A 24,613-nucleotide genomic window follows, 5' to 3' on the forward strand; every position below is an offset into this window, starting at 1 on the left:
CCCTTTAATTAAAGGTGTTTGAAAGTGGAATTTTCTCTGTTTAATAAACGAGGAGATTTTTATGAAAACGACTAGATTTACCGATCCACAAATCCTTGCAATCTTACGCCAAGCTGAGGGTGGTGTGTCTGTTCCTGAGCTTTGCCGCGAACACGGCATGAGCAATTCAGCATTTTATAAATGGCGCTCGAAATATGGCGGCATGGATGCCTCGATGGTCAGCCAGATGAAATCTATCGAGGATGAAAACCGTCGGCTAAAGAGAATGTTTGCTGACCTGAGCATGCAAAATGACTTACTGAAAGAAGCTCTTGGAAAAAAGTAACGGGGCGCTCGGAGCGTCGAGATATGGCCGTGATAGCTGCGAAACGGCCTGATGTCAGTATTGCGTGTGCATGCCGAGCTTTTGAAGTAAGCGAGACCTGTTATCGCTATAGCCCTCTTCTTCGTCATGAGAATGAAGAAATTGCAGATCTTCTGATTGGACTAACGGCAGCTAAAAAGACATGGGGTTTTGGATTGTGCTTTCTTTATCTTCGTAATGTCAAAGGCTATGGCTGGAACCACAAGAGGGTTTATCGTATTTATTGTGAGTTGGAGCTGAACCTTCGAATTAAGCCCCGAAAACGCCTTAAAAGGGATAAACCTGATGCTCTGGTAGTTCCAACAAAACCTAATTTGGTCTGGTCGATGGATTTCATGGCAGATCAGTTGGCAGACGGCCGGTCATTCCGGCTATTGAATGTACTGGATGATTTTAACCGTGAAGGCTTAGGCATTGAGGTGGATTTCTCTTTGCCAACAGAACGGGTTATTCGAAGTTTGAACCAGATCATCGAATGGCGCGGCAAGCCAGAGACTATACGCGTTGATAATGGCCCGGAATATATCAGTGGTAAACTTCTGGGGTGGGCTGAAAAACACTCTATTACCATCTTGTATATTCAACCAGGACAGCCTCAGCAAAATGCCTATATTGAACGCTATAACCGGACTGTCAGGCACGAATGGCTAGACCAATATATCATTGAGACAATTGAAGAAGCGCAAGCCTTCGCGACAGATTGGTTATGGACTTACAACAATGAACGTCCCAATATGGGCATAGGCGGAATAACACCCGCGCAGAAACTGAAAATGGCAGCATAAATTCCACGCCAGAACCCCGTTAAAAATGGGGGTATTACCGTTGTATTCCTTGAGCCAGCATAAATTGCTGTAATTGTGATACCTGATGGCGTAACTGATCGTGGGACAGACGGAAGCTGACACGATCTTCACCGCGGAAGACGAGGGCATCGTCGCTGCCGGTGCTGCGGAGAAGATTTTCAGCATAGTTGAGCGTGGCATCAGGGAAAAATCGCGCCTGTAGCATATCATTCGCATGAATAAGAATACGCGTTCCTTTATCGCCGATAATCTCACATTCGTCCCAAAGCAGTGACCAGAACGTTTCGGGATTTTCTACAGACCACTGATGTAGCTGCTGATAAGTTGACAGTGGTAAATTGCTGATATTTCGTGCTTTTTCGGTGAACTTTGTAAGGCCGGCATCTGCAATGAATTGCACATCTGGCTGCCATAAAGGGGGGGCAACAGTTTTATCTGATAGAGTAACGTTGCTCATCCAATTCTCCTCCGCACGGCTTGTTTCAGCTTGCATACAAGAAGACAAAGATTATCAGACGAAAGCAAGCAGGGATTTATAAAATTATGCTCACCCATAAGACGCTATTGGCTCAAATTGGTTGATTACAATCTCTGCAACTCAATAACCTTCCGGCTCACACGTGCTTGTTCGGCGGCCAGTGCCATAATGTGACTTGTGACAGATTTTTTTGCAGCCGTTTTGATCTCGTGCCCAAAAGGCGCGCGCAGGGCAGCCGCGAAATCTTCCATTAATCGCAAATCGCCACCCATATGGTCACCGACCAGTGTTTCAATTTGAATTGTAATATTTGGCCGGTCGTCAAAGAATTTAATCACCAAACTGCCGTCTTCAAAGCAGCCGGTCAGCTCTCCCTCGCTGCCGCCAATGTGAATATGGCGTTCGGTGCGCTTGTTGAAGGCATGAACTTCAAAACTGGCGGTAATATGATTGGTAAATTCGATGCCGACAATCTGCCGGTCAACCACCGTATTGTCACTGTGATAAACGCAACGACCATAGGGCCCGTTACGGATGGCCTGCGTGCGAGCTTCAAGACTGGTATCAACGGAAATCATCGATACCGGCCAGCCGGTATGCTCTCCCAGATAAATCCGGCGCGCAGAATAAGGGCATGTCATTTCCACCAGACAGCCGTCGAGGCAACGTTCAGCAGAACCCTGCGGGGCATTTTCAGGTGTAAATTGTTTCAAGCTGCCGAAACTGGAAATACGCAATGGCTCTTCATCCGTTAGCCAGTGCAGAATATCCATGTCATGGCTGCATTTCGCTAATATCAGCGGACTGCCATCCTCTAAGCGCCGGAAGTTGCCGCGCACATAACTGTGCGAGTGGTGATAATAACCGATATTCTCGGAAGCACGGATACTCTGCACAGTACCGAAAGTCCGGTTCTCAATCAGCTCTTTGATTTTGGCAAAAAACGGTGTGTAGCGCAGCACATGGCAGATCAACAAAAAGCGCTGGTTGCGTTCAGAGGCGTCTGCCATGCGCTGGCAGGCTTCCACTGTTGAAGCCATCGGTTTTTCCAGCAGCACGTTGAATTTGCGCTCGAGAGCTGCAACGGCAACAGTTTCATGATCTTTGTCGAGATTGGCAACCACAACTGCATCAATATTTTTGAGTGTATTGAGCATGGTAATGCTATCTGAAAAGCAGTTCTCCGGTGCAATGCCATGCTTGTTGGCGAAAGCAACAACCGCATCTGGTTTTATATCGCAGACGGCGACAAATTTCATGAGATGCGGGTTTTTCAGGGCAATATCGCCATAGGCATTGCCGCGATAACCGGCACCGATAAGAGCAACCTGCGGGATCTGTGTCATACTGCTATCCGCTTGTAACGGGAAAAAAATGCGGAGCAAAAGCTCCGCAGTCTTGGGTGAAGGGGTAATGGTTATGATTTGCGTGCGCCGACCAACTCATCCCACTTGCGGAAAGCCTGCACCATTTTTTCAGGTCTTAGCGGCAGCTCAATCGGATTATTGGCGATCAGGTCATCATATTCAGGACGACCGAATTGCTTGATAATGTCCTGACTATGCTGCGGTGCCATGGAAAGCGGTACATTTTTCACTGCAGGCCCCGGATAGAGCGAGCCTTCATTATAGGCAAAGGCCTGTGCTTCCGGTGTGAGCAGAAAAGCCATAATATCCAGCGTCACCGCCAAAACATCATCTTTCACGCCTTTTGGAATACACATGAAGAAGGCGTCCGAAACCCAGTGAAAGCCTTTCAGTGTGGAGATTTTGGCTGTCTCCGGCACAATGCCGACCGCGCGCGGGTTAATGTCCCAGCCGGTGGTGGTCACGATAATATCGCGTGAACCTTCGCCGAATTCCTTCATCGTTGCGCCGGTACCCGCCGGATAATAGTCGATATAATCGCCGAGTTCTGCGAGATAGTTCCATGTTTTCTCCCAGCCGTTGATCGGATCGGTCGGGTCTTTATCACCGAGAATATAAGGCAGCCCCATCATGAATGTGCGGGCAGGGCCTGAATTTGTCGGACGGGCATAGAGGAAGCGTCCCGGATTTTCTTTTGCCCAGGCCAGCAGTTCTTCAGCACTTTCCGGTGCTTTTGCCACACGCTCCGGTGCATATTCAAGCAATGGGCCGGAAGGGTAATAGGTGACAACCACACCGTAACCGGCACCCTGAATTTTATGCAGGTTCAGGGCTGCGGGTTCGTAATTGGCCTCAATATCAGGGAAAGTTTCGTTAAATTCCGGCAGGATTTGCATCCATGTATCTTCGACAAGACCGGCTGCGAGACCGTCACTGCCGGTTAGCACAAGATCAATATCAACGCGGTTGCTCTTTTGCTGCACTTTGAGCTTACCGGCGAGTTCGGTCACCGGTGCTTTCAGAAACACAATACGGGAAACCTTATCCGGATTGCGCTCGGCATATAGTTCAAGCGCAGGCTGAACGAGCGACAAAGCCCCGCCGACATCCATCAGCTTCACTTCGACCGGTTTGGTAGGCAGCGGCATTTTGCGGGCAAAACTTAAACCGCTGCCGGCCAGAAATGCGGTGGCGGATGCACCTGTAATCAGCACACGGCGGTTCATTCTCAAATCATTGATTTTCATCCTGTTCCCCTTTTTTATTTTTATAGGTTGAGCGGTTTTGATGCTTATGTGTCATGCTCCGGAAAAGCTGCTTTCCGTATAAACAGATCAGATGTCCATTCGATGAAACTCACAGGCTGCTTAATGCCTCGGGCAGTGAGGGCAGGTGCCAGAAGCGCCTCAACATTACCGGATGCCATGTGCACTGCTTCTTCAAATGAGGTGATGCCCCATGTCACAAGATTGCGTACGGCCTGATCGAGACACAGCGTTGAACCGGCGAGACCGGCACCATTCGGATTTCTGACCATGCCATTGTCATGGCGCTCAATCCGCATATCCGCGAAATGATAAAATCCTGTCTCTGCCGCTGCTGCGGAAACCGCATCGGTTACCAAGACGGAACGTGAAATTCCCTTCGCCCGTATCATTACTTTGAGAGCCAGTGGCGGAATATGAAATCCGTCGGCAATAAAGCAGGCAATGAGGCGGTCTTCGGCCAGCTGGGCAAAGAGCGGATTATCCAATTTCGGCATATGCTGCGGCAGGCCATTGCCGAGATGAGTAGAAAGGCTGGCTCCGGCCGAAGTCGCTTGAGCTGCAGTTTCAAAGTTACAATCAGAATGTCCGATGGCTGTGAGAATATTGCGAACCTTCATTGCTGCAATGAATTCTCCAGAACCGGACAGTTCCGGTGCCAGTGTCACCAGCAGGATTGGTGTGGGGATCCGTGCCTGCAAATCATCAATCAGGCTGGTATATGGTGCTGTCATAACACTAGCCGGATGGCATCCGGCAAAACCCTGTTGCGGATTAAGAAACGGCCCTTCAATATGCAGGCCTAAGCACATCAGACGGCCAAGTCTGCTATGCTGAATGGCATTATCCAGTGCTTGAATACGCTGTAACAGCACATCCGGTGCAGCAGTGATCAGCGTCGGCAAACAGGCGGTGACACCTGTCGCGAGCATAGCTTCTAATGCATGGTCGAGTTCAGATGCTGTGAGTTTGCCGGAGTTGAAATCAACACCGGCAAAGCCGTTGACCTGAAGATCAGTTAAGCCTTTGGTGCGCATGACAGGAGCGATGCTGATTGTGTGTCGAGCAAAGCCATTGTGTTGTTGTGGTTTTGCAGAATTGACGCCGGATGAAGCGGTGTTACTGATCCTTCGAGGGCGTTTTTAACAGCCTGCGCCTTGCGTTGATCCGGCACGGAAAGAATGATCAGCGACGATTTCATAATCTGTTTAATGCTCATGGAGATAGCCTGAGCAGGCACATCTTCCAGCGTGGCAAACCAGCCTTCACCCATTTGCTGGCGGCGGCAGGCTTCATCCAGATCAACAATAATATAAGGCTTGTCAGTTTCGAAATCGGCCGGCGGGTCATTAAAAGCCAGATGACAATTCTCCCCGATACCGGCAAAGCAAACATCAATGGTTTCATCGACGATCAGCTTGCTGAGCCTGACGGTTTCTGCTTCCGGATTGTCTTCGGCGTTGATTTCGTGGAGTGTCACTTTGCCGCCGAGCGGTTCAACAAAGCGTTCAATCAGATAGCGGCGGAAGCTGGCCGGATGGCTCTTTTTCATGCCGACATATTCATCGAGATGAAAGGCGGTGACTTTGGACCAGTCAATATCCGGTTCTCGGATCAGCACTTCCAGCATTTCAAACTGGCTGGCACCGGTAGCAACAATAATTGAGGCTTTTCCCTTGTTGCGCAATGCCGATCTGATGGCTTCTGCACCCTGTTTGGCAGCAGCCTCTCCCAATTGCTGTTTCGTGTCAAAAACACGTATTTCCACGCCATTCTCCCCGTTTTAAAAGACAAAGCATCAGCATTCCCGCGCAAGACGCAGGCTGCAAAGCTCTGATTGTAAGGCTGTGTGGCTTTGTCGCTTTTTTAAGCTGACACTGACCTCTGCCTCCTCCTGATTAAAAGAATACACCTTCATTTTAGGCTTGCAAGTTATTTTTGAATAATATTATTCAAAATAATAATATGGGATAAGTTGCTATGCAGAATTTTCAGAATCTCCGCTTTTCCGATGCGCATCAGCGTGATTGTGCCCGTGTTGTCAGCAGTCTGCTGAAGGCGGACGGGCAGTCCCGCGCCAGCCTTGCGGCTGCGCTTGAACTCACGTCCATGACAACATCCCGTATTATTGCGGATTTGCTGGATAATGGTTTTGTAACGGAAGACGTGGCGGAAAAGCGCGGACGCGGGCGCCCCGGAACACTCGTACGGCTGAATGCACAGCGGATTGGTTTCACCGTTATTAAAATGACCAGCTATCTGGTGGAAGGCGCTTTGCTGGATTTGCAGGGGAATATTATTGTCTCGCAGACAAAGCGTTTAAGTGCCTCGGCAGATAATCAGCAGATGACGGGTTTTCTGCGGCAAATGATACTGGAGTTACAGGCATCACAACCGGCTATGATGGTGCATGTCGGCACAACAATTCTCGTGGCGGGTATTGTCGATGTTAAAAAGCGGGTCTGGTTGATTACATCCCGCTGGCCGCAGGTGCGGGATTTTAATCTCGCTGAAGCCTTAAACCCTGTTACGCCGTTTGTCTGTTTGTTCCGCCAGCTGGATATCGAGCTGGATGTGCATTTCAAAGCAGAGACTGCGCCGGTCAATACGGCTGCACTGTTGCATTGGGGCTGGGGGATCGGGCTTGCTTATTGTTCACATAATGTCGCCAGTATTGCCCATCAGGGGCCTTTCGGGGAGATAGGCCACTGGCGCTTTGATACATTGCAAGATCGCCCTTGCGGTTGCGGAAACCGAGGTTGTCTGGAAACGGCGGTTGCCTTGCCGGTGCTGTTATCGCAACTCGGGCTGGATGATCTGATTAATCAGGGTCAAGAGCAGGATATTGGCGGCTATTTGCAGGATGTATCTCTGGCCGAACATCAGGATATGCAGCTGGCGATCCGTCTTGTGGCGCGGGCAATGGGAAATATGTGCCGCATTCTTTTTCCGGAAAGAGTGTATCTGACAGGGCCATTCACCTCAAACAAGGCTGTTTTTACTCAGCTATGCAGTCAGTTTCAGGCAGAAGGGCTGGTTGGTGCTTTAAAATTACCGGATGTGGTTATGGTACAAACCGAAAATCAGGATATTTTGCAAAGCGCTATTCGCCCGCTGATTGAGAGTGCTCTCGGAAATTTACCTGCAATTGCAGCAGGAGAATTATAGCGTATCCCGAAAAGTGTGAAGCGGTTTTCGGATAAGATACGCATTGAAACAAAGAGTTAGAGCGATTTTACCGATTTAATTTTAACGGGAACCGCTCTAAACCCGCCGACAGATCATGTTATCTGACGGCGGGTTTTTGGTTCAATTGTTAGACTGTTTGGCACGGGCAACAATCTGTGTCGGGTTGACAAAGCGCAGTGCCAGCAACAGCCATACCAGAGTTGTGATCATATAGATCACTGCCATGGCATCAATAGACTGAACAGAACGCACGCCCGAGGCAAAGACAGAATAATAGAGCGCCACAACAAGGGTCTGGCTGGTTGGTCCGGCGGTGAGGAATGTCAGTTCAAACATGGCGACTGTGCGTACGAGAACCAGCAGCAATGCAGCCAGAATACCGGGCAGCAGCATCGGCATTAGCACATAGCGAAATAACTGGAATTTGTTTGCACCGAAGACATGAGCAGCTGCTTCCACTTTTGGGTCAATCTGCTCGATGAACGGGATCATCACCAGAATAACAAAGGGAACGGTCGGCACGAGGTTTGCAAGTACAACGCCCCAGAATGTTCCCCCGACGCCAGCTTGATACAGCACGGTTGCCAGCGGAATACCGAAGGTGATCGGCGGCACCAACAATGGCAGCAGGAATAACAACATCACCAGACTGCGCCCGGGGAAATTGCGGCGTGCCATCGCATAAGCGGCCGTGATGCCAAGCAGTCCTGACAGCGCGACAACTGTAAAAACGATCTGGAAGGTGACAATCAGCACATCACCGAGTTGAAATTCCCGCCATGCGGTGAAGTACCAGCGTGTTGTCAGTGCTTGCGGTAGCCATGTGCCGAGCCACCTTGTTGAAAAAGATGACAAAACGACAGTTGCAATCATTGCCAGCAGGTTGATGACAAAAAAGGCAACGATGACCCAGACGGCGGTGATCCATAATTTGGATCCGATTGAGGTATCTCTGATCATATTAACCCTTACCTCCGCTGGTTGCGCCGCGATAAAACAGACTGCGCAGGGCAAGAACCGCCGTGACAATTGTCAACTGCACTGTTGCCATAATCATAGCAACCGCTGATGCCATAGAATAATCATATTGCTCAAAGGCTGCCTGATAGGCGGCAATGGAAATGACCCGGGTTGGCCCTGCCGGAGCGCCAAGCAATACGGCAGACGGGAAGACTGCAAAAGCCAGTACAAAGGACAAGCAGAAAGTGATTGCCAGCCCCGGCACCAGCAGTGGAAGCAGAACATGGCGAAAACGCTGCCAGCTCTTTGCCCCATGCGTTGCCGCGGCCTGTTCCAGCGCAGGATCAATGCCGGTGACATAAGACAGAGTGAGCAAAAACGTGAAAGGAAAGCCCGTAATAATCAGCGATGCGAAGACGCCCCAGTAATTATTGGTCAGCTTTAACGGGCTGTCGACAAGGCCGATAAACATCAGTGTCCGGCTGAACCAGCCCTGTGGCCCCAGATAGTTCAGCAGGCCTTCAGCGACCAGCACTGTGCCTAATGTGACTGGCAGGACGAGAATTGTTGTCAGCAGGCGCTGGCGCCGCATCAACCGGACCCGGAATGCTACAGGCACCGCAATCAACAGGCTGATAAGCGTAACAGGAATAGCCAGCCACAAAGTCGTGCCGATGGTTTTATATAAAAAAGGATCGGAGAAGAATTTGATATAATTGGCGAACATGCCTTCACCTTGTTGCGGGGTGAAAGACAACATCAGGCCGTAAATGAACGGATAGATAAAGACTGCCAGCAGAAAAAACACAGCAGGCAGCACCAGCATGGTTGTGCCGTCTATGCCTTTGACCGCTAGTCGCTGGCGTAAGGACAGTCTTTCAATGTTGAGAGAATTATCCATCATCCACCTCAAGCAGGAAAGACGAGTGCGCGGTTTGCATCAATCGCGAGTGTAATGGCGCTGCCGAGCTCTGCATTGGCAGGGGCGTGGAATACCAGCTCATGCGCATTGTCTGTGCTGGCGGTGCCGACAAAATCACGGCCGCGATATTCGATCGTGTCTACTTTGGCCTGAATGGTTGAACGGCTTGGTTCCGCTGTACTCACATCATCTGGTCGTACAGCAAGGATTGCACTCTGACCAACGCTCAGCGGTACGCGTGCCGTACCGGAAATGTGGGCATTGCCGATATCTAGCGTGATTTTATCGCCCTGTGCTTCAATCACTTTGCCAGACAGGCGGTTACGATACCCCATGAACTCGGCCACATCGAGATGATCCGGATGTTCATACAGCTCGACCGGCGAGCCGACCTGCCTGATTTCACCGTCTCTCAGCACGACAATCCTGTCTGCCAGCGACAGAGCTTCGTCCTGATCGTGGGTCACATAAATCGTTGTAGCGCCAAGCTGATTATGAATGCGGCGGATTTCGGCGCGCATTTCAAGACGTAGTTTGGCATCAAGATTGGACAGTGGTTCATCCATCAGAACCAGAGGCGGTTCAATCACGATGGCGCGGGCAATGGCAACACGCTGCTGTTGGCCGCCGGATAATTGTCCCGGAAGTTTGTCTTCCTGACCATGCAAACGCACCATGGCGATGGCGGCTTCAACGCGGCTGTTCATTTCCGCTTTAGGGGTGCCACGCATTTTCAGGCCGAAACCGACATTCTGGCGTACAGTCATATGCGGAAACAGCGCATAATTCTGAAACACCATACCGAAGCCGCGATCTTCCGGCTTCAGTGTGTCGATACGGGTTTTGTCAATATAAATCCCACCGCCTGTTGTTGCGAGCAGTCCGGCGATACAGTTTAACGCTGTGGATTTTCCGCAGCCGGACGGGCCGAGCAGGGCAATAAATTCACCTTTTCGGATCGAAAGGGAGATGCCTTTTAATGCCTGATGGGCTCCGAAAGACCGGCTAAGCTTTTCAAGCCGGATTTCCTCAAAGGGTAGTGACGCAAGTTGCATGAAATACCTCATTGACGGATGTCGCCTGACAAGCAGACGACATCCGTCGTTTACCGGTTTTATTTTGGCTGACTGGCGATTTCTTCGTCCCAACGGCGGAACGCGACGACCATGGCATCCGGATCAAGCGGAAGCTCAACCGGATTATTTGCTATCCAGTCCGCATATTCCGGACGACCATATTCCGCGATTGCATCCTGACTGGATTGCGGCGCCATTGAGAGCGGCACATCTTTAACCGCCGGGCCCGGATAGAAATAACCTTCATCATAGGTATAGGCTTGCTGCTCAGGTGTGAGGAGGAAGCTCATCAGGTCAAGCAAGACGGCGAGTTTTTCATCGCTGACACCTTTGGGTACACACATGAATTGTGCATCGGCAACCCAATGAAAACCATCCAGTTTGGCAACGGCTGCTTCTTTCGGCACCACACCGAGAACACGGGGATTAATATCCCAGCCGGTTGTGGTCACAGTCATATGACGGGTACCTTCACCAAGCTCTTTCATCAGGGCGCCGGTGCCGGTCGGGTAATATTCTACATATTTATGCAGCTCTTTTAAGTAAGCCCATGTTTTGTCCCAGCCTTTGACCGGATCGCGCGGATCTGCATCGCCCAGCAGATAAGGCAGCCCCATCAGGAATGTACGGCCGGGGCCGGAATTGGCCGGACGAGCATAGGCAAACTTATTCGGATTTTCTTTTGCCCATGCCAAAAGCTCATCGGCAGTGGTCGGCACTTTTTTCACATGTTCAGGCATATATTCCAGCAGCGGACCTGACGGATAATAGACGACGGCAACGCCGTGATCCTTGGCAAATGCCTGCATACGCCATGCCGGTTCCAGATAAATTGATTTGAGATCAGGAAGGGCTGCTGCCTGATCTGGAAACAGTTTGACCCACAATCCCATTTCCAATCCGGCAGCCAGCGCATCTGCGCCGGTCAAAACTAGATCAATATCCAGACGTTTGGCGGCCTGCTGGGCTTTTAGCTTGCCCGGAAGTTCGGGTGCGGGTGCTTTGGTAAAGGTGATTTTTGAAACCAGCTCAGGTTTCGCTGCAGCATAATTCTCAATGGCTTTCTGGGTCAGCGCCAGATTGCCGGCGACATCAACAATGTTGATTGCGACCGGCGATGTCGGCAGTGCCAGTTTGCTTTGTGCCCAGAGTTTTGTCGGAAGTGTAGCGAGAGCTGCTATCCCGCCCAAGCCTGCAATGGTCTGTCTGCGTGTGAAATGCATAATTATTCCTCCCCGTTTATTTGTTCCGTTTTATGAACGGTCTACCTCCTCAGAAAGATCGTTCTTTTATTTTAATATATTAGTCTATCAATTTTGCAGGGCAAGCAAAAAATATCCGAATTTACTGCGTACTGTTTTGTGGTTTGAAATTCTGAACTGTTTTAGCCGCGCCGTTTGTCAGTAATGTTTCAAGTTGCTGTAAAATGATGGCTTTGAAATGTGCATTCTGCGCCAGCTCGGGCGCGAAAATACTGTCAAAAGTTAGCAATGCACGCAGTATATCCTGTGCAGTGGTGAGCCCCACCGTTGCCTGCAAGAGTTGATCACATAGCGGATCACGAATGTCGATAGCCTGCCCGTTTTCATCTTTACCGGTCACAAAACGCATCCATGCGGCGACACCCAATGCCAGACGGTCAAAAGACTGACCGGCCAGAAGACGGTTATGGATTGTATTGAGCAGGCGTTGCGGCAGTTTCTGGGAGCCGTCCATAGCAATCTGTGCTGTGCGATGATGCAGAGCCGGATTGCAAAACCGTTCAATCAGCTGGTCTTTATAGGTTGAAAGATCAAAATCCGGCAGAGTGGGCAGTGTCGGCGTTATTTCTTCATCCATCATTGTTCGGATGAAGTTTTTAAAACCGGCTGCGGCCATAGTTGCGGATACGGTTTCATGACCGGCGAGAAAGCCGAGATAGGCAAGTGTGGAGTGACTGCCGTTGAGCAAGCGCAGTTTCATCAGTTCAAAGGCAGCGACATCGCGGACAAAGGTTGCGCCGGATTTTTCCCATGAAGGACGACCGGAAGGAAAGTGATCTTCAATGACCCATTGGCTGAATGGTTCGGTACAGACCGGCCATTGATCGTCCGCATTTAAGCTGCGGCTGACAGTTACACGGTCCTGATCCGTGGTCGCCGGTACAATGCGGTCAATCATACTGGACGGGAATGCAACATGTTCGTTTATGTAACTGCTAAGCCCCGCATCTGTCAGCTCTGCCAGTCGAACAGTCACGCACTTCAGTGTTTCACCATTAGCTGGCAGATTATCGCAAGACAGAACAGTGAATGGCTGTAGTCCTGATGCGTGTCTTCTTCGGATGGCCTCTACCAGAAAGCCGGGTGCAGAGCGCGGCGCATGCGGGTGTTTCAGGTCATGGATAATATCGCTGTTGCTCTCATCCAGCGTACGGCTGGCAGGGGCGTAGCAATAGCCTTTTTCGGTCACAGTAAGCGTGACAATACGAATATCCGGCTGGCACATAGCTTGCAGCACAGCTTCCGGATTTTCCGGTGCAACCAGAATATCAGTCAGGCAGCCGATAACATGCAGCTTTTCACCGGCGCCATCACGCACGGCAACACTATAGAGATAATCTTGCGGGGCGAGTGCATCTCTGGTGTCGGGACTGCGCAGTGAAACGCCGGTAATGCCCCAGTTCGGGTCATCTTGAAGGATGTTTTCCGTATAAACTGCCTGATGGGCACGATGAAACGCACCGATGCCTAAATGGATTATACCTGTTTTCAATTGAGAGCGATCATAGGCAGGCTTGCCCACAGTGGCTGGCAGATCAGGCAGTGTTTTATTGGATAAGCGGTTCTGTGGCTGGCTCATAATTTATAGGCCTGTTTGGCGAGGCGGTAGCTCAGATCATGAGCGACTTCATGGGCTTCGTCTTCATCAAGGCGATGCTCTGTAACCAGACGGGCAAGGAAAGCGCAATCCACACGACGCGCCATATCATGGCGTGCGGGAATGGAGAGATAAGCGCGGGTGTCGTCATTGAAGCCGACAGTGTTATAGAAACCGGCGCTTTCTGTTGTCAGCTCACGATAACGCCTGATGCCTTCCGGACTATCATGAAACCACCATGCGGGGCCGAGCTTAAGCGCAGGGTAATGGCCTGCAAGCGGCGCGAGTTCGCGGCTGTAAGCCGTTTCATCCAGTGTGAAAAGAATAAGAGTGAGGCGCGGGTCATTGCCATGCGCATCCAGCAAAGGCTTGAGTTCTTTGACATAGCCTGTTGAAGTCGGAATATCCGCACCTTTGTCAAAACCAAAAGCGCAGAAAATTTGCGGGTTGTGATTGCGGTATGAGCCCGGATGGATCTGCATGACCAACCCGTCATCAATGCTCATACGCGCCATTTCGGTCAACATTTGCGCGCGGAACAATTCCGCATCTTCTGCTGTCACCGATTGCTTGATGATCCGTTCAAACAGTGCCTCCGCTTGCCCTGCTGAGAGATTGGCAGTTTGCGCAGTCGGATGACCGTGATCGGTGGATGTTGCGCCGCGTGCCTTGAAATAGGCACGGCGGTTCCGGTGTGCCTGCAAATATCCCTGATAGGTCATCGGGTTGTTTGTGAGCGCGATAAACTTTTCCAGTTCACTCTGAAAATCCGGACGGGATGCATCAACCACTGCATCTGGCCGATAGGCGGGAACAACCCGCCCATGCCAACCGGAGGCGAGAATAGCATCATGATGTGTGAGCGGATCATTGGCGGAATCTGTAGTGGAGATTACCTCAATATTGAAGCGGTCATATAGCGCGCGCGGGCGCATTTCCGGCGTGGCCAGCTTCTCGGAAATCAGATCATAAAGCCGGTCGGCATTGTTTTCATTGAGACGCTCAGTAATACCGAAAACACTCTCCAGAGAATGTTCAAACCAGAGACGGGATGGGGTGCCACGAAACAGAGGCCAATGTTTTGCAAATAATCGCCAGATTGTGCGGCTGTCGGTTTCCACCGCTACACCATCCAGACGGGCAATGCCTAATTGCTCCAGCGGAATGCCCTGCGAGTAGAGCATACGGCAGATATAATGATCGGGTTTGACAAACAGGGTTGCCGGATCAGGAAAAGCTGCATCTGTTGCATACCATGCCGGTTCCGTATGTCCGTGCGGGGAGATGATCGGCAGCTTCTCGACCGATGCGAACAAGCGTCGCGCTATAGCGCGGCTGTTTGCCTCCGCAGGCAAAAGGCGATCCGGATTGAGTGCCATTGCTGGTCTTTTCCTCCCTGACAGACTTTGAATATCTGTTTCCCGTCATTGCTGTCCGGTTTTCTGCCTGCGGTTTTGATCCGTCTTGTACAGAATTTGCATCCGGTGCTTGGCGAACAGTAAATAATAATATATTAGTATGTCAACAGCGCATAGATTTTTTGTTTCGGATCGCAGTTGCGAGCGGATAAACAAGGCCTGAAGATTTAAGATTCAGGCAGGAGAGCAAGATTGAACACGCAGCCGACATTCGGGCAGATATCTACAGTGAGACGGCCAGCCGCAGCTCGCGAAACCGCAGCAAAGCTGATTTATCGTGCATTGCAGGCGGATATTGTTGCGATGAGACTGCTGCCCGGCACGGCTCTCAATGAAAAGAATTTTATTGAACAGTTCGGCGTGAGTCGCACACCGGTGCGAGAGGCACTTATTCGTCTGGCTGAAGAAGGTCTGGTCGATATCTTTCCTCAATCAGGAACTTTTGTTTCGCGGATTCCTGTTGATCTGATACCGGAATCCGTAGTGATCCGTCAGGCGCTTGAGGGAGCTGCGGCAGAACATGCTGCGCTTTCCGCAACGCCTGAAGCCGTTGACAAGCTCGATGAGTTGATTGCTTTGCAACAATTTCACGCCAGCCGTGAAAAACTTGGTCTGTTTCATGAAGCCGATGATGCTTTCCATGAGGTAATTGCCGAAATTTCTGGCTTTCCCGGTATCTGGCAGCATCTGAAGCTTGTGAAAATTCAGATTGACCGTGCGCGACGTATGACGGTTCCCGTATTGGGGCGTATAGATCAGGTTTTGCGCGAGCATAAATTCATCAGGGATGCCATAGCGGCCAAAGATGCACCGGAAGCGGTAAAGGCGATGAAGCACCATCTTAGTGCAGTTCTGCCGGATATTGATGAATTGCGAAAAAGCCATCCGGACTTCTTTGTTTGATCTGGCAGTACGTTCGCGGCCTTAAACTTGCAAAATCATAAAATATAAGTACTCGAGTGGAGGAGGGGTTAATGCGTCAAGCGTGGAGATGGTTCGGGCCGGATGCCGGTGTGCCTTTGGATGCTGTGCGTCAAGCCGGAGCGACAGATGTTGTGTCTGCTTTGCATGATGTGCCGATCGGTCAGGCATGGACTTCAAATCAAGTTTCCGAGCGCAAGACGCTGATTGAAAATACCTCTTCTGGCCGCACCCCGCTTGTCTGGTCTGTGGTGGAGAGTATCCCGATTTCTGATGCAATCAAGCGCGAAGGCGGTGCTGCTAAACAAGATATTACCGCATGGATTGCCTCAATGGAGGCTCTGGCGGCGCATGATATTAAAACCATTTGCTATAATTTTATGCCGGTTGTGGACTGGTGCCGCACCGATCTGGACTATGTAACGCCGACTGGCGCGACTGCTATGCGCTTCGATCAGGACAGATTTGCTGCTTTTGACCTTTATATTTTGCAGCGTAAAAATGCGGAACAAGAATATTCCAACGCTGACCGTCTTGCCGCCCGTGCGACCTATGAGGCAATGAGCGAGGCTGAGATCAATCAGCTGATTTTCAATATTGCCAGTGCTTTGCCGGGGTCGACAACCGAGCCGCTGACGATACCGGCTTTTCGCGACAAGCTGGAAACCTATGCGCATGTGGATGCCAATAAGTTAAGACAAAATCTGGTTGCCTTTCTGGAGGAAGTGACCCCTATTGCGGACGAGCTGGGTGTGCGCCTGACCCTGCATCCGGATGATCCGCCGCGCTCTCTGTTCGGACTGCCGCGCATTGCTTCAAATGAAGCCGATTATGCAGCGATTTTTGATGCGGTGCCGTCTTCGGCCAATGGCATGTGCTTCTGTTCTGGTAGTCTTGGCGTGCGGGCGGATAATGATCTGCCTGCAATGGCACGCCGTTTTGCATCACGTATCTATTTCTCGCATTTACGGGCAACCACACGACAGGGTGACGGACGCAGCTTCTATGAAGCCGCCCATCTTGAAGGTGATGTGGATATGGTTGCATTGCTGCGTGCGCTGGTCGAGGAAGACCGCAAGCGGGATAGTGGCTCGAAGATTATTTTCCGCTCTGATCATGGTCACCGCATGCTGGATGATTTGGCAAAACAGGTGACACCGGGCTATCCGGTTATCGGCCGGTTGCGCGGGCTTGCAGAATTGCGGGGTGTGATCGCCGCATTGGATGCCGGTGCTTTATGTCCGGCAAAGGCGGGCGGGTGAGCTATGACCCGTCAGAACAGCTCGGTTATTGTCCTTCATCCGTCTGACCATGTGGCGGTTGCGCGGGTGACAATCCGCGCCGGAGAACCTGTCGGCAGTGGTGAACTTGTAGCCACTAATCTGATCGGCAAAGGGCATAAAGTTGCACTTGTACCCATCACAAAAGGACAGGAAATCCGCAAATACGGCAATGTGATTGGTGTGGCGACAGAGGATATTGCTGCGGGTGCGCATGTGCATCTGCATAATCTGGCAATGCTGCCGTCACAGCACGAGCATGAATTCTGTGTTGATTATGCTGAGCCGGAACTGTTTCCTGAAGCGGAAAGACGCAGCTTTTTGGGCTTTGACCGTGGCGCAGGCGGGGTTGGTACGCGCAATTATATTGGTGTGATTGCAACGGTGAATTGTTCAGCCACAGTTTCGCAATATGTGGCAGATCATTTTAACCGCATGGGCGGCTTGAAAGGTTATGACAATATTGACGGTGTTGTGGTGCTTGGTCATGCGGGCGGCTGCGGGATCAATACGCAGTCGGAAGCCTATCGCGTTCTGACCCGCACGATACAGGGATATGCCCGTCATCCCAATTTCGGTGGCGTGTTGTTGATCGGGCTGGGTTGCGAGACCAACCAGATTGCTCCGATCCTTAAACATTACAAACTGGAAGAAGGTGCGCGCTTGCAGACGCTGACCATCCAGAACTATGGCGGCTCACGGAAGACAATTGAGGCGGCTATTGCGGTGATTGAAACAATGTTGCCGGTTGTGAATGCGGCGCAGCGCACGCAACAGCCTTTGTCGCAGCTTAAACTGGGTTTGCAATGCGGCGGCTCGGACGGTTATTCGGGCATTTCCGCAAATCCGGCACTGGGCTATGCATCGGATTTACTTGTGCGACATGGCGGCACCAGTGTTTTGTCGGAAACGCCGGAGATTTACGGTGCTGAACATTTGCTGACCCGAAGGGCGGCGCGGCCGGACATTGCTGAAAAGCTGTTGTCACGGATCGACTGGTGGCGTGACTACACGCAGCGCAACGGCGATGAACTCAACAATAATCCGTCTCATGGCAATAAGCTGGGCGGGCTGACCACAATCCTTGAAAAATCACTCGGTGCCGTGGCGAAAGGTGGCTCTATGCCACTGCGTCAGGTTTATGAATATGCGCAGACGATTGATGAAGCGGGTTTCGTATTTATGGATACGCCGGGTTATGATCCGGTTTCTGTGACCGGACAGGTGGCAGGGGGCTGCAATCTCATTTGTTTCACAACGGGACGCGGCTCGGTCTCAGGTTTCAAACCGGCACCGAGTATTAAAATCGCAACCAATTCAGATATGTATGAGCATATGAAGGAAGATATGGATCTGAATTGCGGTGGTATTGTCACCGGCGAAGAGACTATTCAGCAGGCAGGCGAACGTATCTTTGAGGAGATTATCGCTGTTGCTTCCGGCCGCAAGACAGTGAGTGAGATTTACGGCTATGGCGATAATGAATTTGTGCCGTGGCAACTCGGGGCAACGACCTGAAAAAACAAATAGCACTACGGGGGAATGGTGAGGAAAAAGCTCTTTTTGTCTGCCGGTGAATGTATGATTGAAATGTCCTCACTGGGAGGCAGTGAGTTTCATCTTGGCTTTGCAGGCGATACTTTAAATACCGCATGGTATGCGCGCGCTTGCCTGCCTGCGCAGGATTGGGATGTGTCATATTTTACCCGTATCGGTACGGATAGTTTTTCTGCCAAGATGAAAGATTTTCTGAACCGGAACGGGATCGGTACTGACTATATTGAGGAGGATGCGCAGCGTCAGGCTGGCCTTTATCTGATCGAAGTTGAGAACGGCGAGCGGCATTTCACCTATTGGCGCAACCAGTCGGCAGCACGTCTGCTGGCGGTTAATCAGCCCTTGCTCGCCAAGGCTTTCTCTGATGCCGATATCATCTATTTTTCTGCGATTACGCTGGCTATTCTTTGTCCTGAGCAGCGGACAGTATTTATCTCTCATTTGCGAGATGCTGCGCGTTCCGGAAAAACGGTGGTTTTTGATACCAATATCAGGCCGCGTTTGTGGGAGAGCCACGATATTTTGCGTGAAACAATTATGCAGGCGGCGGCGGTTGCGCAGATTGTTTTGCCGAGTTTTGATGATGAAGCCGCAATGTTTGGTGATCGTAGCTTAGAGGATTGCGCTGCCCGCTATCGCGCTGCCGGTGCACAAAACGTTGTAGTTAAAAATGGTGGCGGCACAATGCTGATTGGCGATGACAATGGCATGCGTCAGATCACCGATATTGAACCGCTCATGCCAGTGGACACAACCGGTGCCGGAGATTCATTCAACGGTGGTTTTCTCGCGACACTGTTGAGTGGCAAAGATATTGAGACTGCTGTCAAAGCCGGACATGCTGTAGCCGCTCAGGTCGTGATGCAACGCGGTGCATTAATGCCGATGGTGAATCTGGTTTATTAGAGAGCAAACATGCCGGTAATGCTCTGGCAGCTTATACTGTATCTTCTGTCGCGATTTTAAAAAATGCATTGATGAGCGTTCCGTTGCTGCGCTCTTGCAAGCAGATCAGCGTTTCGTCCATCAATTCTTCACGTGTATTGATAGACAACGGATGCAAGCGGCTGTCATTGCTGAATTCAGCCAATGATACAAAGCCAATACCCGCGCCGCCCGCAACGATTTCACGAACGGCCTCGCGTCCTTCTGCCTCAATTGCAGGTTTCAGCACGATATTTTTTTCAAGCGCGAGGTCTTCCAGTTTCTGGCGCGTTTTCGACCCTTTTTCACGGAAAACCAGTGGCCATTGCAACAATTCTGCGAGATCAATATTGGAAAAACGGCTAAGCGGATGATCTCTGGCCACAAAGGCAATAATAGGTGAGGAATTCAGTTTGTGAATGAGGAAGTCCCGTGCTTTGGGCACTTCTCCTAAAACACCAATATCAGCCTCATAGCGATACAGGCTAGAGATAACTTCTTCACTATTGCCGGTTTGAACGTTGATTTGAACTGAGGGATATTTTTCGCGAAAAGCACCAAGAATGCCGAGAATATGATGCGCCGCATCGGCCATAATCCGCAATTTGCCTGCACGCAGCACACGCGATTCTGACAAGAAGTCCAATGCCTGCTGCTCCACTTCGAATAGCCGGTGCGTGATCTCAAGCAGTTTCACACCGGCATCGGTCAGGCTGACTTGTTTCTTATGCCGGTTGAACAGCAAAACATCATATTCTTCTTCCAGCTTGCGCACCTGATCGGAAATAGCGGGCTGTGTCAGGCATAAAGCTTCCGCAGCGCGGGAAAATCCGCCGGAAATCGCCACATAATGAAACGCCCGTAACTGAACATAGCGCATGGATTTTTCCTGACGTTGAGTGTTTTCTGATTTGAGAGCGAAGCTTAGCACAGCAATTTTTTAACACAATATGCATCTGTAAAACTTATGGATTGATTTGAAATAACGATTTTACAAATAATTGTCTTTGCCTGAGGATGAGGCAAATCCGCATTTTGCAAGGTATCCGGAGGGACATAAAATGCAAGCAACCGGTGAAAAACAACAACAGCCACAAACGGATATGCTTCCGCACTGGAAACCTAATCAGTTTCTCGCACCGGCACTGGGGGAGCCCTATTTGCTGACACCGGGGCCACTGACAACTGATTATGCGGTGAAGCAGGCAATGTTGCGCGATTGGGGCTCATGGGATGATGATTTCCGCGCAATGACTGCAGAAATGCGTGAGCGTTTGCTGCGTGTTGCCGGTGATGACAAGCATGAGTTTGATTGCGTGCCGATACAAGGCAGCGGCTCCTTTGCGGTCGAGGCGATGCTCGGAACTTTCCTGCCGAAAGACAGTAAAATTCTGGTGCTGATGAACGGTGCCTACGGGCAGCGAATTGTGCAGACACTGAACTATCTGGGGCGTGCCCATAGTAAAATCGACAAGGGCGACTATCTGCCACCGCGTGCAGAAGAGGTGGCGCAGGCACTGGATGCCGATCCGGCGATTACCCATGTGATTGTAGTGCATTGCGAAACAAGTTCAGGCATTCTCAATCCGGTCGCGGAAATCTCAGAGGTGGTTTATGCCAAGGGACGTAAGCTGCTTGTTGATAGTATGAGTGCTTTCGGAGCGGTTGATCTGAGCGTCAATAAAATCCGCTATGAAGCTATGGTGTCCTCCGCCAATAAATGCATCGAAGGTGTGCCGGGTTTTGGCTTTGTCATTGCCCGCAAAAGCGTGTTGGAAGCATCTAAAGGGAATTGTCACTCCCTGAGCCTTGATATTCACGAGCAATGGGCGACCATGAATAAAACCGGACAGTGGCGCTATACACCGCCAACCCATGTGGTTGCAGCCTTTCTGGTCGCATTGCGGATGCATGATGCGGAAGGCGGTGCCGAAGGGCGCTTGGCGCGCTATACCAATAATCGTGATGTTATGGTGGAGGGCATGCGCCAGCTGGGTTTTGAAACACTGCTGCGTGACCGCTGGCTCTCCCCGATCATTGTAACTTTCTTCAATCCTGCCCATCCGAATTTTGAATTTTCCCGCTTTTACAATCTGATGAAAGCGAAAGGCTTCATCATCTATCCGGGTAAATTGACGGTCGTTGACAGTTTTCGTGTCGGCTGCATCGGGCGCATGGATGCTAATATTATGCGGCAGGTGGTTGCCGCAGCTGCAGATAGTCTGGCTGAGATGGACGTGGATACAGCCGCCCCGCCAGCCGCCGCACTGGATGAACGTGCCAAGCTCGCAGCCTGAGTTTTAAATTTAAAACAGCAGGTTAGCGTAATACTGCCTGCGGAGGATAATGAAGTGAACAAGATGACCAAGGTAACCGTAACCGTGAACGGCCGTGATTATAACTGGCCGAACGTCCCCGCCATCGCGATCTGCCTTGACGGGTGCGAACCGGCTTATCTGGATGAGGCGATTGCTGCGGGGCTGATGCCGACGCTGAAGCGTATTAAAGAGACCGGAACAGTGCGCACGGCCCATAGTGTTATCCCAAGCTTTACCAATCCGAATAATCTTTCCATCGCCACGGGGCGTCCGCCAGCAGTGCACGGTATTTGCGGGAACTATCTCTATGATCGGGAAACCGGCACCGAAGTGATGATGAATGATGTACGCTTTTTGCGTGCGCCGACCATTTTCAAAGGTTTCTATGATGCCGGTGCCAAAGTCGCCGTTGTGACAGCCAAAGACAAGCTGCGGGCTTTGCTGGGGGCAGGTCTGCAATTTGGAGACAGCCGTGCAATTTGCTTTTCAGCAGAGCGTTCCGATACGACAACGAAAGCGGAAAACGGTATTGATAATGCATCGCAATGGCTGGGTATGCCGGTGCCGGAGGTCTATTCCGCAGAGCTTTCAGAATTTGTATTCGCTGCTGGTGTAAAACTGCTCAAAACATTCCGGCCTGATGTGATGTATCTGACCACAACAGATTATGTGCAGCATAAATATGCACCGGGTGTGCCACAGGCCAATGCGTTTTATGAAATGTTCGACAAATATCTGGCAGAGCTGGATGCATTGGGCGCGGCCATTGTGGTGACTGCGGATCACGGCATGAAAGCAAAACATAAGGCTGACGGTTCTCCTGATGTTGTCTATGTGCAGGATGTTCTCGACGAATGGCTGGGCAAGGATGCCGCACGGGTTATTCTTCCAATCACAGATCCTTACGTGGTTCACCACGGCGCTCTCGGCTCTTTTGCAACGGCCTATCTGCCGGATGGCACGGATATCAGTGATATTATGAAACGGTTGGCTGCCATTGAAGGCATTGATGTGGTGCTGAATAATGCCGATGCTGCAGAGCGTTTTGAACTGCCTCAAGACCGCATCGGCGATATTGTTTTGGTGTCATCGGAAAACAAAGCCATCGGCACCAGTGAACATCGTCATGATTTGGCAGCCTTGAACGAGCCTTTGCGCTCGCATGGTGGTCTGACAGAACAGGCTGTGCCTTTTATCGTAAATCGCCAGATGCCGGATCTGCCCGAAGCACCGGTTTTGCGCAATTTTGATGCATTTTTCTATGCTGTGACTGCCGCAGCTGCTCAGCATTCATAACTGAAATTAAATACCGGAACATATTCCCCCGCGGCGGTAAGCTGGTGCCTGATTGTCATGTCAGGATGGCTTACCGTTGACAGGGGTGAAAGGAGCCTTCTGTGGTCAAGCCGGAAATAGCGATTAAAACAAGACATGAGCCAATGCGTATTGCCGGTAAAAAGGTTGATGCGGATGTGGTTTTTGACGTGCACTATCCTTATACGAATGCCGTGATTGGCACTGTTCCGGCAGGGCGTGCTGAACATGCCCGCGAGGCCTTCAGAATTGCGGCAGGCTATAAGCCGAAGCTGACACGCTATGAGCGTCAGAAAATTCTGCTGCGCACCGCTGAATTACTGGTGGCACGCAAGGAAGAAATGGCTGATCTGATTACTTCAGAACTGGGCATCTCGAAAATGGATTCCTATTATGAAGTCGGACGAGCTTATGACGTGTTTACATTGGCAGGGCAGATGTGCCTGCATGATGACGGCGAGATTTTTTCTTGTGATCTGACGCCGCATGGCAAAGCCCGTAAGATTTTCACGTTCCGTGAGCCATTACGTGCGATTTCAGCAATTACGCCGTTCAATCATCCGTTGAATATGGTTTCGCATAAAGTAGCACCGGCGATAGCCACCAATAATTGTGTGGTGGTAAAGCCGACCGAGCTGACACCGATGACTGCATTGCTGCTGTGCGATATTATGTATGAAGCTGGATTGCCGCCGGAAATGCTGTCAGTGGTAACAGGCCTGCCGAAAGATATCGGCTCGGAAATGATTACCAATCCGGATATTGATCTGATTACCTTTACCGGTGGTGTTCCTGTGGGCAAGATGATTGCCAATACCGCGGGCTATAAGCGCACAGTGCTGGAACTTGGCGGCAATGATCCGCTGATTATTCTCAATGATCTGAGCGATGATGATCTGGCAAAAGCGGCCGATCTTGCTGTGGCGGGTGCAACCAAAAACTCCGGCCAGCGCTGTACAGCAGTAAAACGAATTCTATGTCAGCAAAGTGTGGCCGACCGTTTCGTGCCGATGGTATTGGAGCGGGCAAAGAAAATACGCTTTGGTGATCCGATGGACCCGAAAACAGAACTTGGCACCGTTGTCCATGAGCAGGCGGCCGCACGGTTTGAAAAACTGGTTCATATGGCAGCCGAGCAGGGAGCAAAAATACTCTATAATCCGGGGCGTCAGGGTGCATTATTACCACCGATAGTCGTGGATGAAGTGCCGCATAGCTCGGAACTGGTGATGCAGGAAACTTTCGGGCCAATCATTCCGATTATTCGCGCACCGGATGATGATGACGCGCTGATCGCGCTGTCCAATTCAACGGATTTTGGTCTGTCATCCGGTGTTTGCACTAATGATTACCGGCGTATGCAGAAATATATTCGCGGGCTTAATGTTGGTACGGTCAATATCTGGGAAGTGCCGGGTTACCGTATTGAGATGTCGCCTTTCGGCGGGATCAAAGATTCCGGTAACGGTTATAAAGAAGGTGTGATTGAAGCGATGAAAAGCTTCACCAATGTTAAAACTTTCTCGCTGCCATGGGAGTGAGCAGCGGAACTGAGAGAAGGGTATCGATGTGCGCGTGCGATAAATTATAAACAG

General features: G+C 50.8%; 21 protein-coding genes. 9 read left to right on the forward strand and 12 right to left on the reverse strand.

What is annotated here, in order from left to right; genetic code table 11:
* Positions 1-61: 61 nt before the first annotated feature.
* A protein-coding gene (locus QUF18_RS14510) for an IS3 family transposase (RefSeq protein ID WP_113946470.1) occupies positions 62-1,149 on the forward strand; the annotation gives its coding sequence in 2 pieces (ribosomal slippage) (positions 62-323 and positions 323-1,149; 1,089 coding nt in all).
* A gap of 34 nt (positions 1,150-1,183) precedes the next feature.
* Here the strand turns inward: QUF18_RS14510 and QUF18_RS14515 are convergent.
* The 5 genes from QUF18_RS14515 to QUF18_RS14535 all read right to left on the reverse strand — a co-directional run bounded on the left by QUF18_RS14515 (position 1,184) and on the right by QUF18_RS14535 (position 6,048).
* Positions 1,184-1,627 (reverse strand): acetyl-coenzyme A synthetase N-terminal domain-containing protein, encoded by a 444-nt coding sequence (locus QUF18_RS14515; RefSeq protein ID WP_289387961.1) that lies wholly within the window; start codon positions 1,625-1,627, stop codon positions 1,184-1,186.
* A 125-nt stretch (positions 1,628-1,752) separates the two neighbouring features.
* Complete coding sequence (locus QUF18_RS14520) at positions 1,753-2,994, reverse strand: Gfo/Idh/MocA family protein (protein WP_289387962.1); 1,242 nt, start codon at positions 2,992-2,994, stop codon at positions 1,753-1,755.
* 71 nt (positions 2,995-3,065) lie between these two features.
* Positions 3,066-4,247 carry an ABC transporter substrate-binding protein gene (locus tag QUF18_RS14525; RefSeq protein ID WP_289388040.1) on the reverse strand — a complete coding sequence of 394 codons (1,182 nt, stop codon included), beginning with the start codon at positions 4,245-4,247 and terminating at the stop codon, positions 3,066-3,068.
* 59 nt (positions 4,248-4,306) lie between these two features.
* Complete coding sequence (locus tag QUF18_RS14530; RefSeq protein ID WP_289387963.1) at positions 4,307-5,317, reverse strand: N-acetylglucosamine-6-phosphate deacetylase; 1,011 nt, start codon at positions 5,315-5,317, stop codon at positions 4,307-4,309.
* On the reverse strand, positions 5,299-6,048 hold the full coding sequence (locus QUF18_RS14535; protein WP_289387964.1) for a glucosamine-6-phosphate deaminase: 750 nt from the start codon (positions 6,046-6,048) through the stop codon (positions 5,299-5,301). Before QUF18_RS14535 ends, QUF18_RS14530 begins: the two co-directional genes overlap by 19 nt.
* Before the next feature lie 212 nt (positions 6,049-6,260).
* Between QUF18_RS14535 and QUF18_RS14540 the strand changes: the two genes are divergently transcribed.
* Positions 6,261-7,448, forward strand: a complete 1,188-nt coding sequence (locus QUF18_RS14540) for an ROK family transcriptional regulator (RefSeq protein ID WP_289387965.1) — start codon at positions 6,261-6,263, stop codon at positions 7,446-7,448.
* 141 nt (positions 7,449-7,589) lie between these two features.
* On the opposite strand, the gene QUF18_RS14545 is transcribed toward QUF18_RS14540, so the two are convergent.
* The 6 genes from QUF18_RS14545 to uxaC form a co-directional block, all read right to left on the reverse strand.
* On the reverse strand, positions 7,590-8,429 hold the full coding sequence (locus QUF18_RS14545) for an ABC transporter permease (protein WP_289387966.1): 840 nt from the start codon (positions 8,427-8,429) through the stop codon (positions 7,590-7,592).
* A gap of 1 nt (position 8,430) precedes the next feature.
* Positions 8,431-9,330 carry an ABC transporter permease gene (locus QUF18_RS14550; protein WP_289388041.1) on the reverse strand — a complete coding sequence of 300 codons (900 nt, stop codon included), beginning with the start codon at positions 9,328-9,330 and terminating at the stop codon, positions 8,431-8,433.
* An 8-nt stretch (positions 9,331-9,338) separates the two neighbouring features.
* Entirely contained in the window at positions 9,339-10,406 is a 1,068-nt protein-coding gene (locus tag QUF18_RS14555; RefSeq protein ID WP_289387967.1) for an ABC transporter ATP-binding protein, read from the reverse strand.
* 59 nt (positions 10,407-10,465) lie between these two features.
* On the reverse strand, positions 10,466-11,650 hold the full coding sequence (locus QUF18_RS14560; protein WP_289387968.1) for an ABC transporter substrate-binding protein: 1,185 nt from the start codon (positions 11,648-11,650) through the stop codon (positions 10,466-10,468).
* A 121-nt stretch (positions 11,651-11,771) separates the two neighbouring features.
* The gene (locus QUF18_RS14565) at positions 11,772-13,268 is read right to left on the reverse strand and encodes a mannitol dehydrogenase family protein (protein ID WP_289387969.1); all 1,497 of its coding nucleotides are present in this window, start codon (positions 13,266-13,268) and stop codon (positions 11,772-11,774) included.
* Positions 13,265-14,665 (reverse strand): glucuronate isomerase, encoded by a 1,401-nt coding sequence (uxaC, locus tag QUF18_RS14570; protein WP_289387970.1) that lies wholly within the window; start codon positions 14,663-14,665, stop codon positions 13,265-13,267. The genes QUF18_RS14565 and uxaC overlap by 4 nt, the downstream gene beginning before the upstream one ends.
* 231 nt (positions 14,666-14,896) lie before the next feature.
* On the opposite strand from uxaC, the gene QUF18_RS14575 reads away from it, so the two are divergent.
* The 4 genes from QUF18_RS14575 to QUF18_RS14590 all read left to right on the forward strand — a co-directional run bounded on the left by QUF18_RS14575 (position 14,897) and on the right by QUF18_RS14590 (position 19,368).
* Positions 14,897-15,607, forward strand: a complete 711-nt coding sequence (locus tag QUF18_RS14575) for a GntR family transcriptional regulator (protein WP_374807183.1) — start codon at positions 14,897-14,899, stop codon at positions 15,605-15,607.
* A gap of 71 nt (positions 15,608-15,678) precedes the next feature.
* The gene (gene uxuA, locus QUF18_RS14580) at positions 15,679-16,887 is read left to right on the forward strand and encodes a mannonate dehydratase (protein WP_289387971.1); all 1,209 of its coding nucleotides are present in this window, start codon (positions 15,679-15,681) and stop codon (positions 16,885-16,887) included.
* Between the two features lie 3 nt (positions 16,888-16,890).
* The gene (locus QUF18_RS14585; protein ID WP_289387972.1) at positions 16,891-18,423 is read left to right on the forward strand and encodes a UxaA family hydrolase; all 1,533 of its coding nucleotides are present in this window, start codon (positions 16,891-16,893) and stop codon (positions 18,421-18,423) included.
* A gap of 63 nt (positions 18,424-18,486) precedes the next feature.
* Positions 18,487-19,368: a sugar kinase gene (locus tag QUF18_RS14590; RefSeq protein WP_289387973.1), complete on the forward strand. Its 882-nt coding sequence runs from the start codon at positions 18,487-18,489 to the stop codon at positions 19,366-19,368.
* 31 nt (positions 19,369-19,399) lie between these two features.
* Here the strand turns inward: QUF18_RS14590 and QUF18_RS14595 are convergent, their stop codons facing one another.
* On the reverse strand, positions 19,400-20,266 hold the full coding sequence (locus QUF18_RS14595; protein WP_289387975.1) for a LysR substrate-binding domain-containing protein: 867 nt from the start codon (positions 20,264-20,266) through the stop codon (positions 19,400-19,402).
* Between the two features lie 223 nt (positions 20,267-20,489).
* Between QUF18_RS14595 and QUF18_RS14600 the strand changes: the two genes are divergently transcribed.
* The 3 genes from QUF18_RS14600 to phnY all read left to right on the forward strand — a co-directional run bounded on the left by QUF18_RS14600 (position 20,490) and on the right by phnY (position 24,559).
* Positions 20,490-21,683: a 2-aminoethylphosphonate--pyruvate transaminase gene (locus QUF18_RS14600; protein ID WP_289388042.1), complete on the forward strand. Its 1,194-nt coding sequence runs from the start codon at positions 20,490-20,492 to the stop codon at positions 21,681-21,683.
* Between the two features lie 54 nt (positions 21,684-21,737).
* Positions 21,738-23,000: a phosphonoacetate hydrolase gene (phnA, locus tag QUF18_RS14605; RefSeq protein WP_289387976.1), complete on the forward strand. Its 1,263-nt coding sequence runs from the start codon at positions 21,738-21,740 to the stop codon at positions 22,998-23,000.
* Positions 23,001-23,143: 143 nt separating this feature from the next.
* Complete coding sequence (phnY, locus tag QUF18_RS14610) at positions 23,144-24,559, forward strand: phosphonoacetaldehyde dehydrogenase (protein ID WP_374807184.1); 1,416 nt, start codon at positions 23,144-23,146, stop codon at positions 24,557-24,559.
* Positions 24,560-24,613: the final 54 nt, after the last annotated feature.

Origin of the sequence: Pseudochrobactrum kiredjianiae, from assembly GCF_030362795.1 — a bacterium.
GTDB lineage: Bacteria > Pseudomonadota > Alphaproteobacteria > Rhizobiales > Rhizobiaceae > Pseudochrobactrum > Pseudochrobactrum kiredjianiae.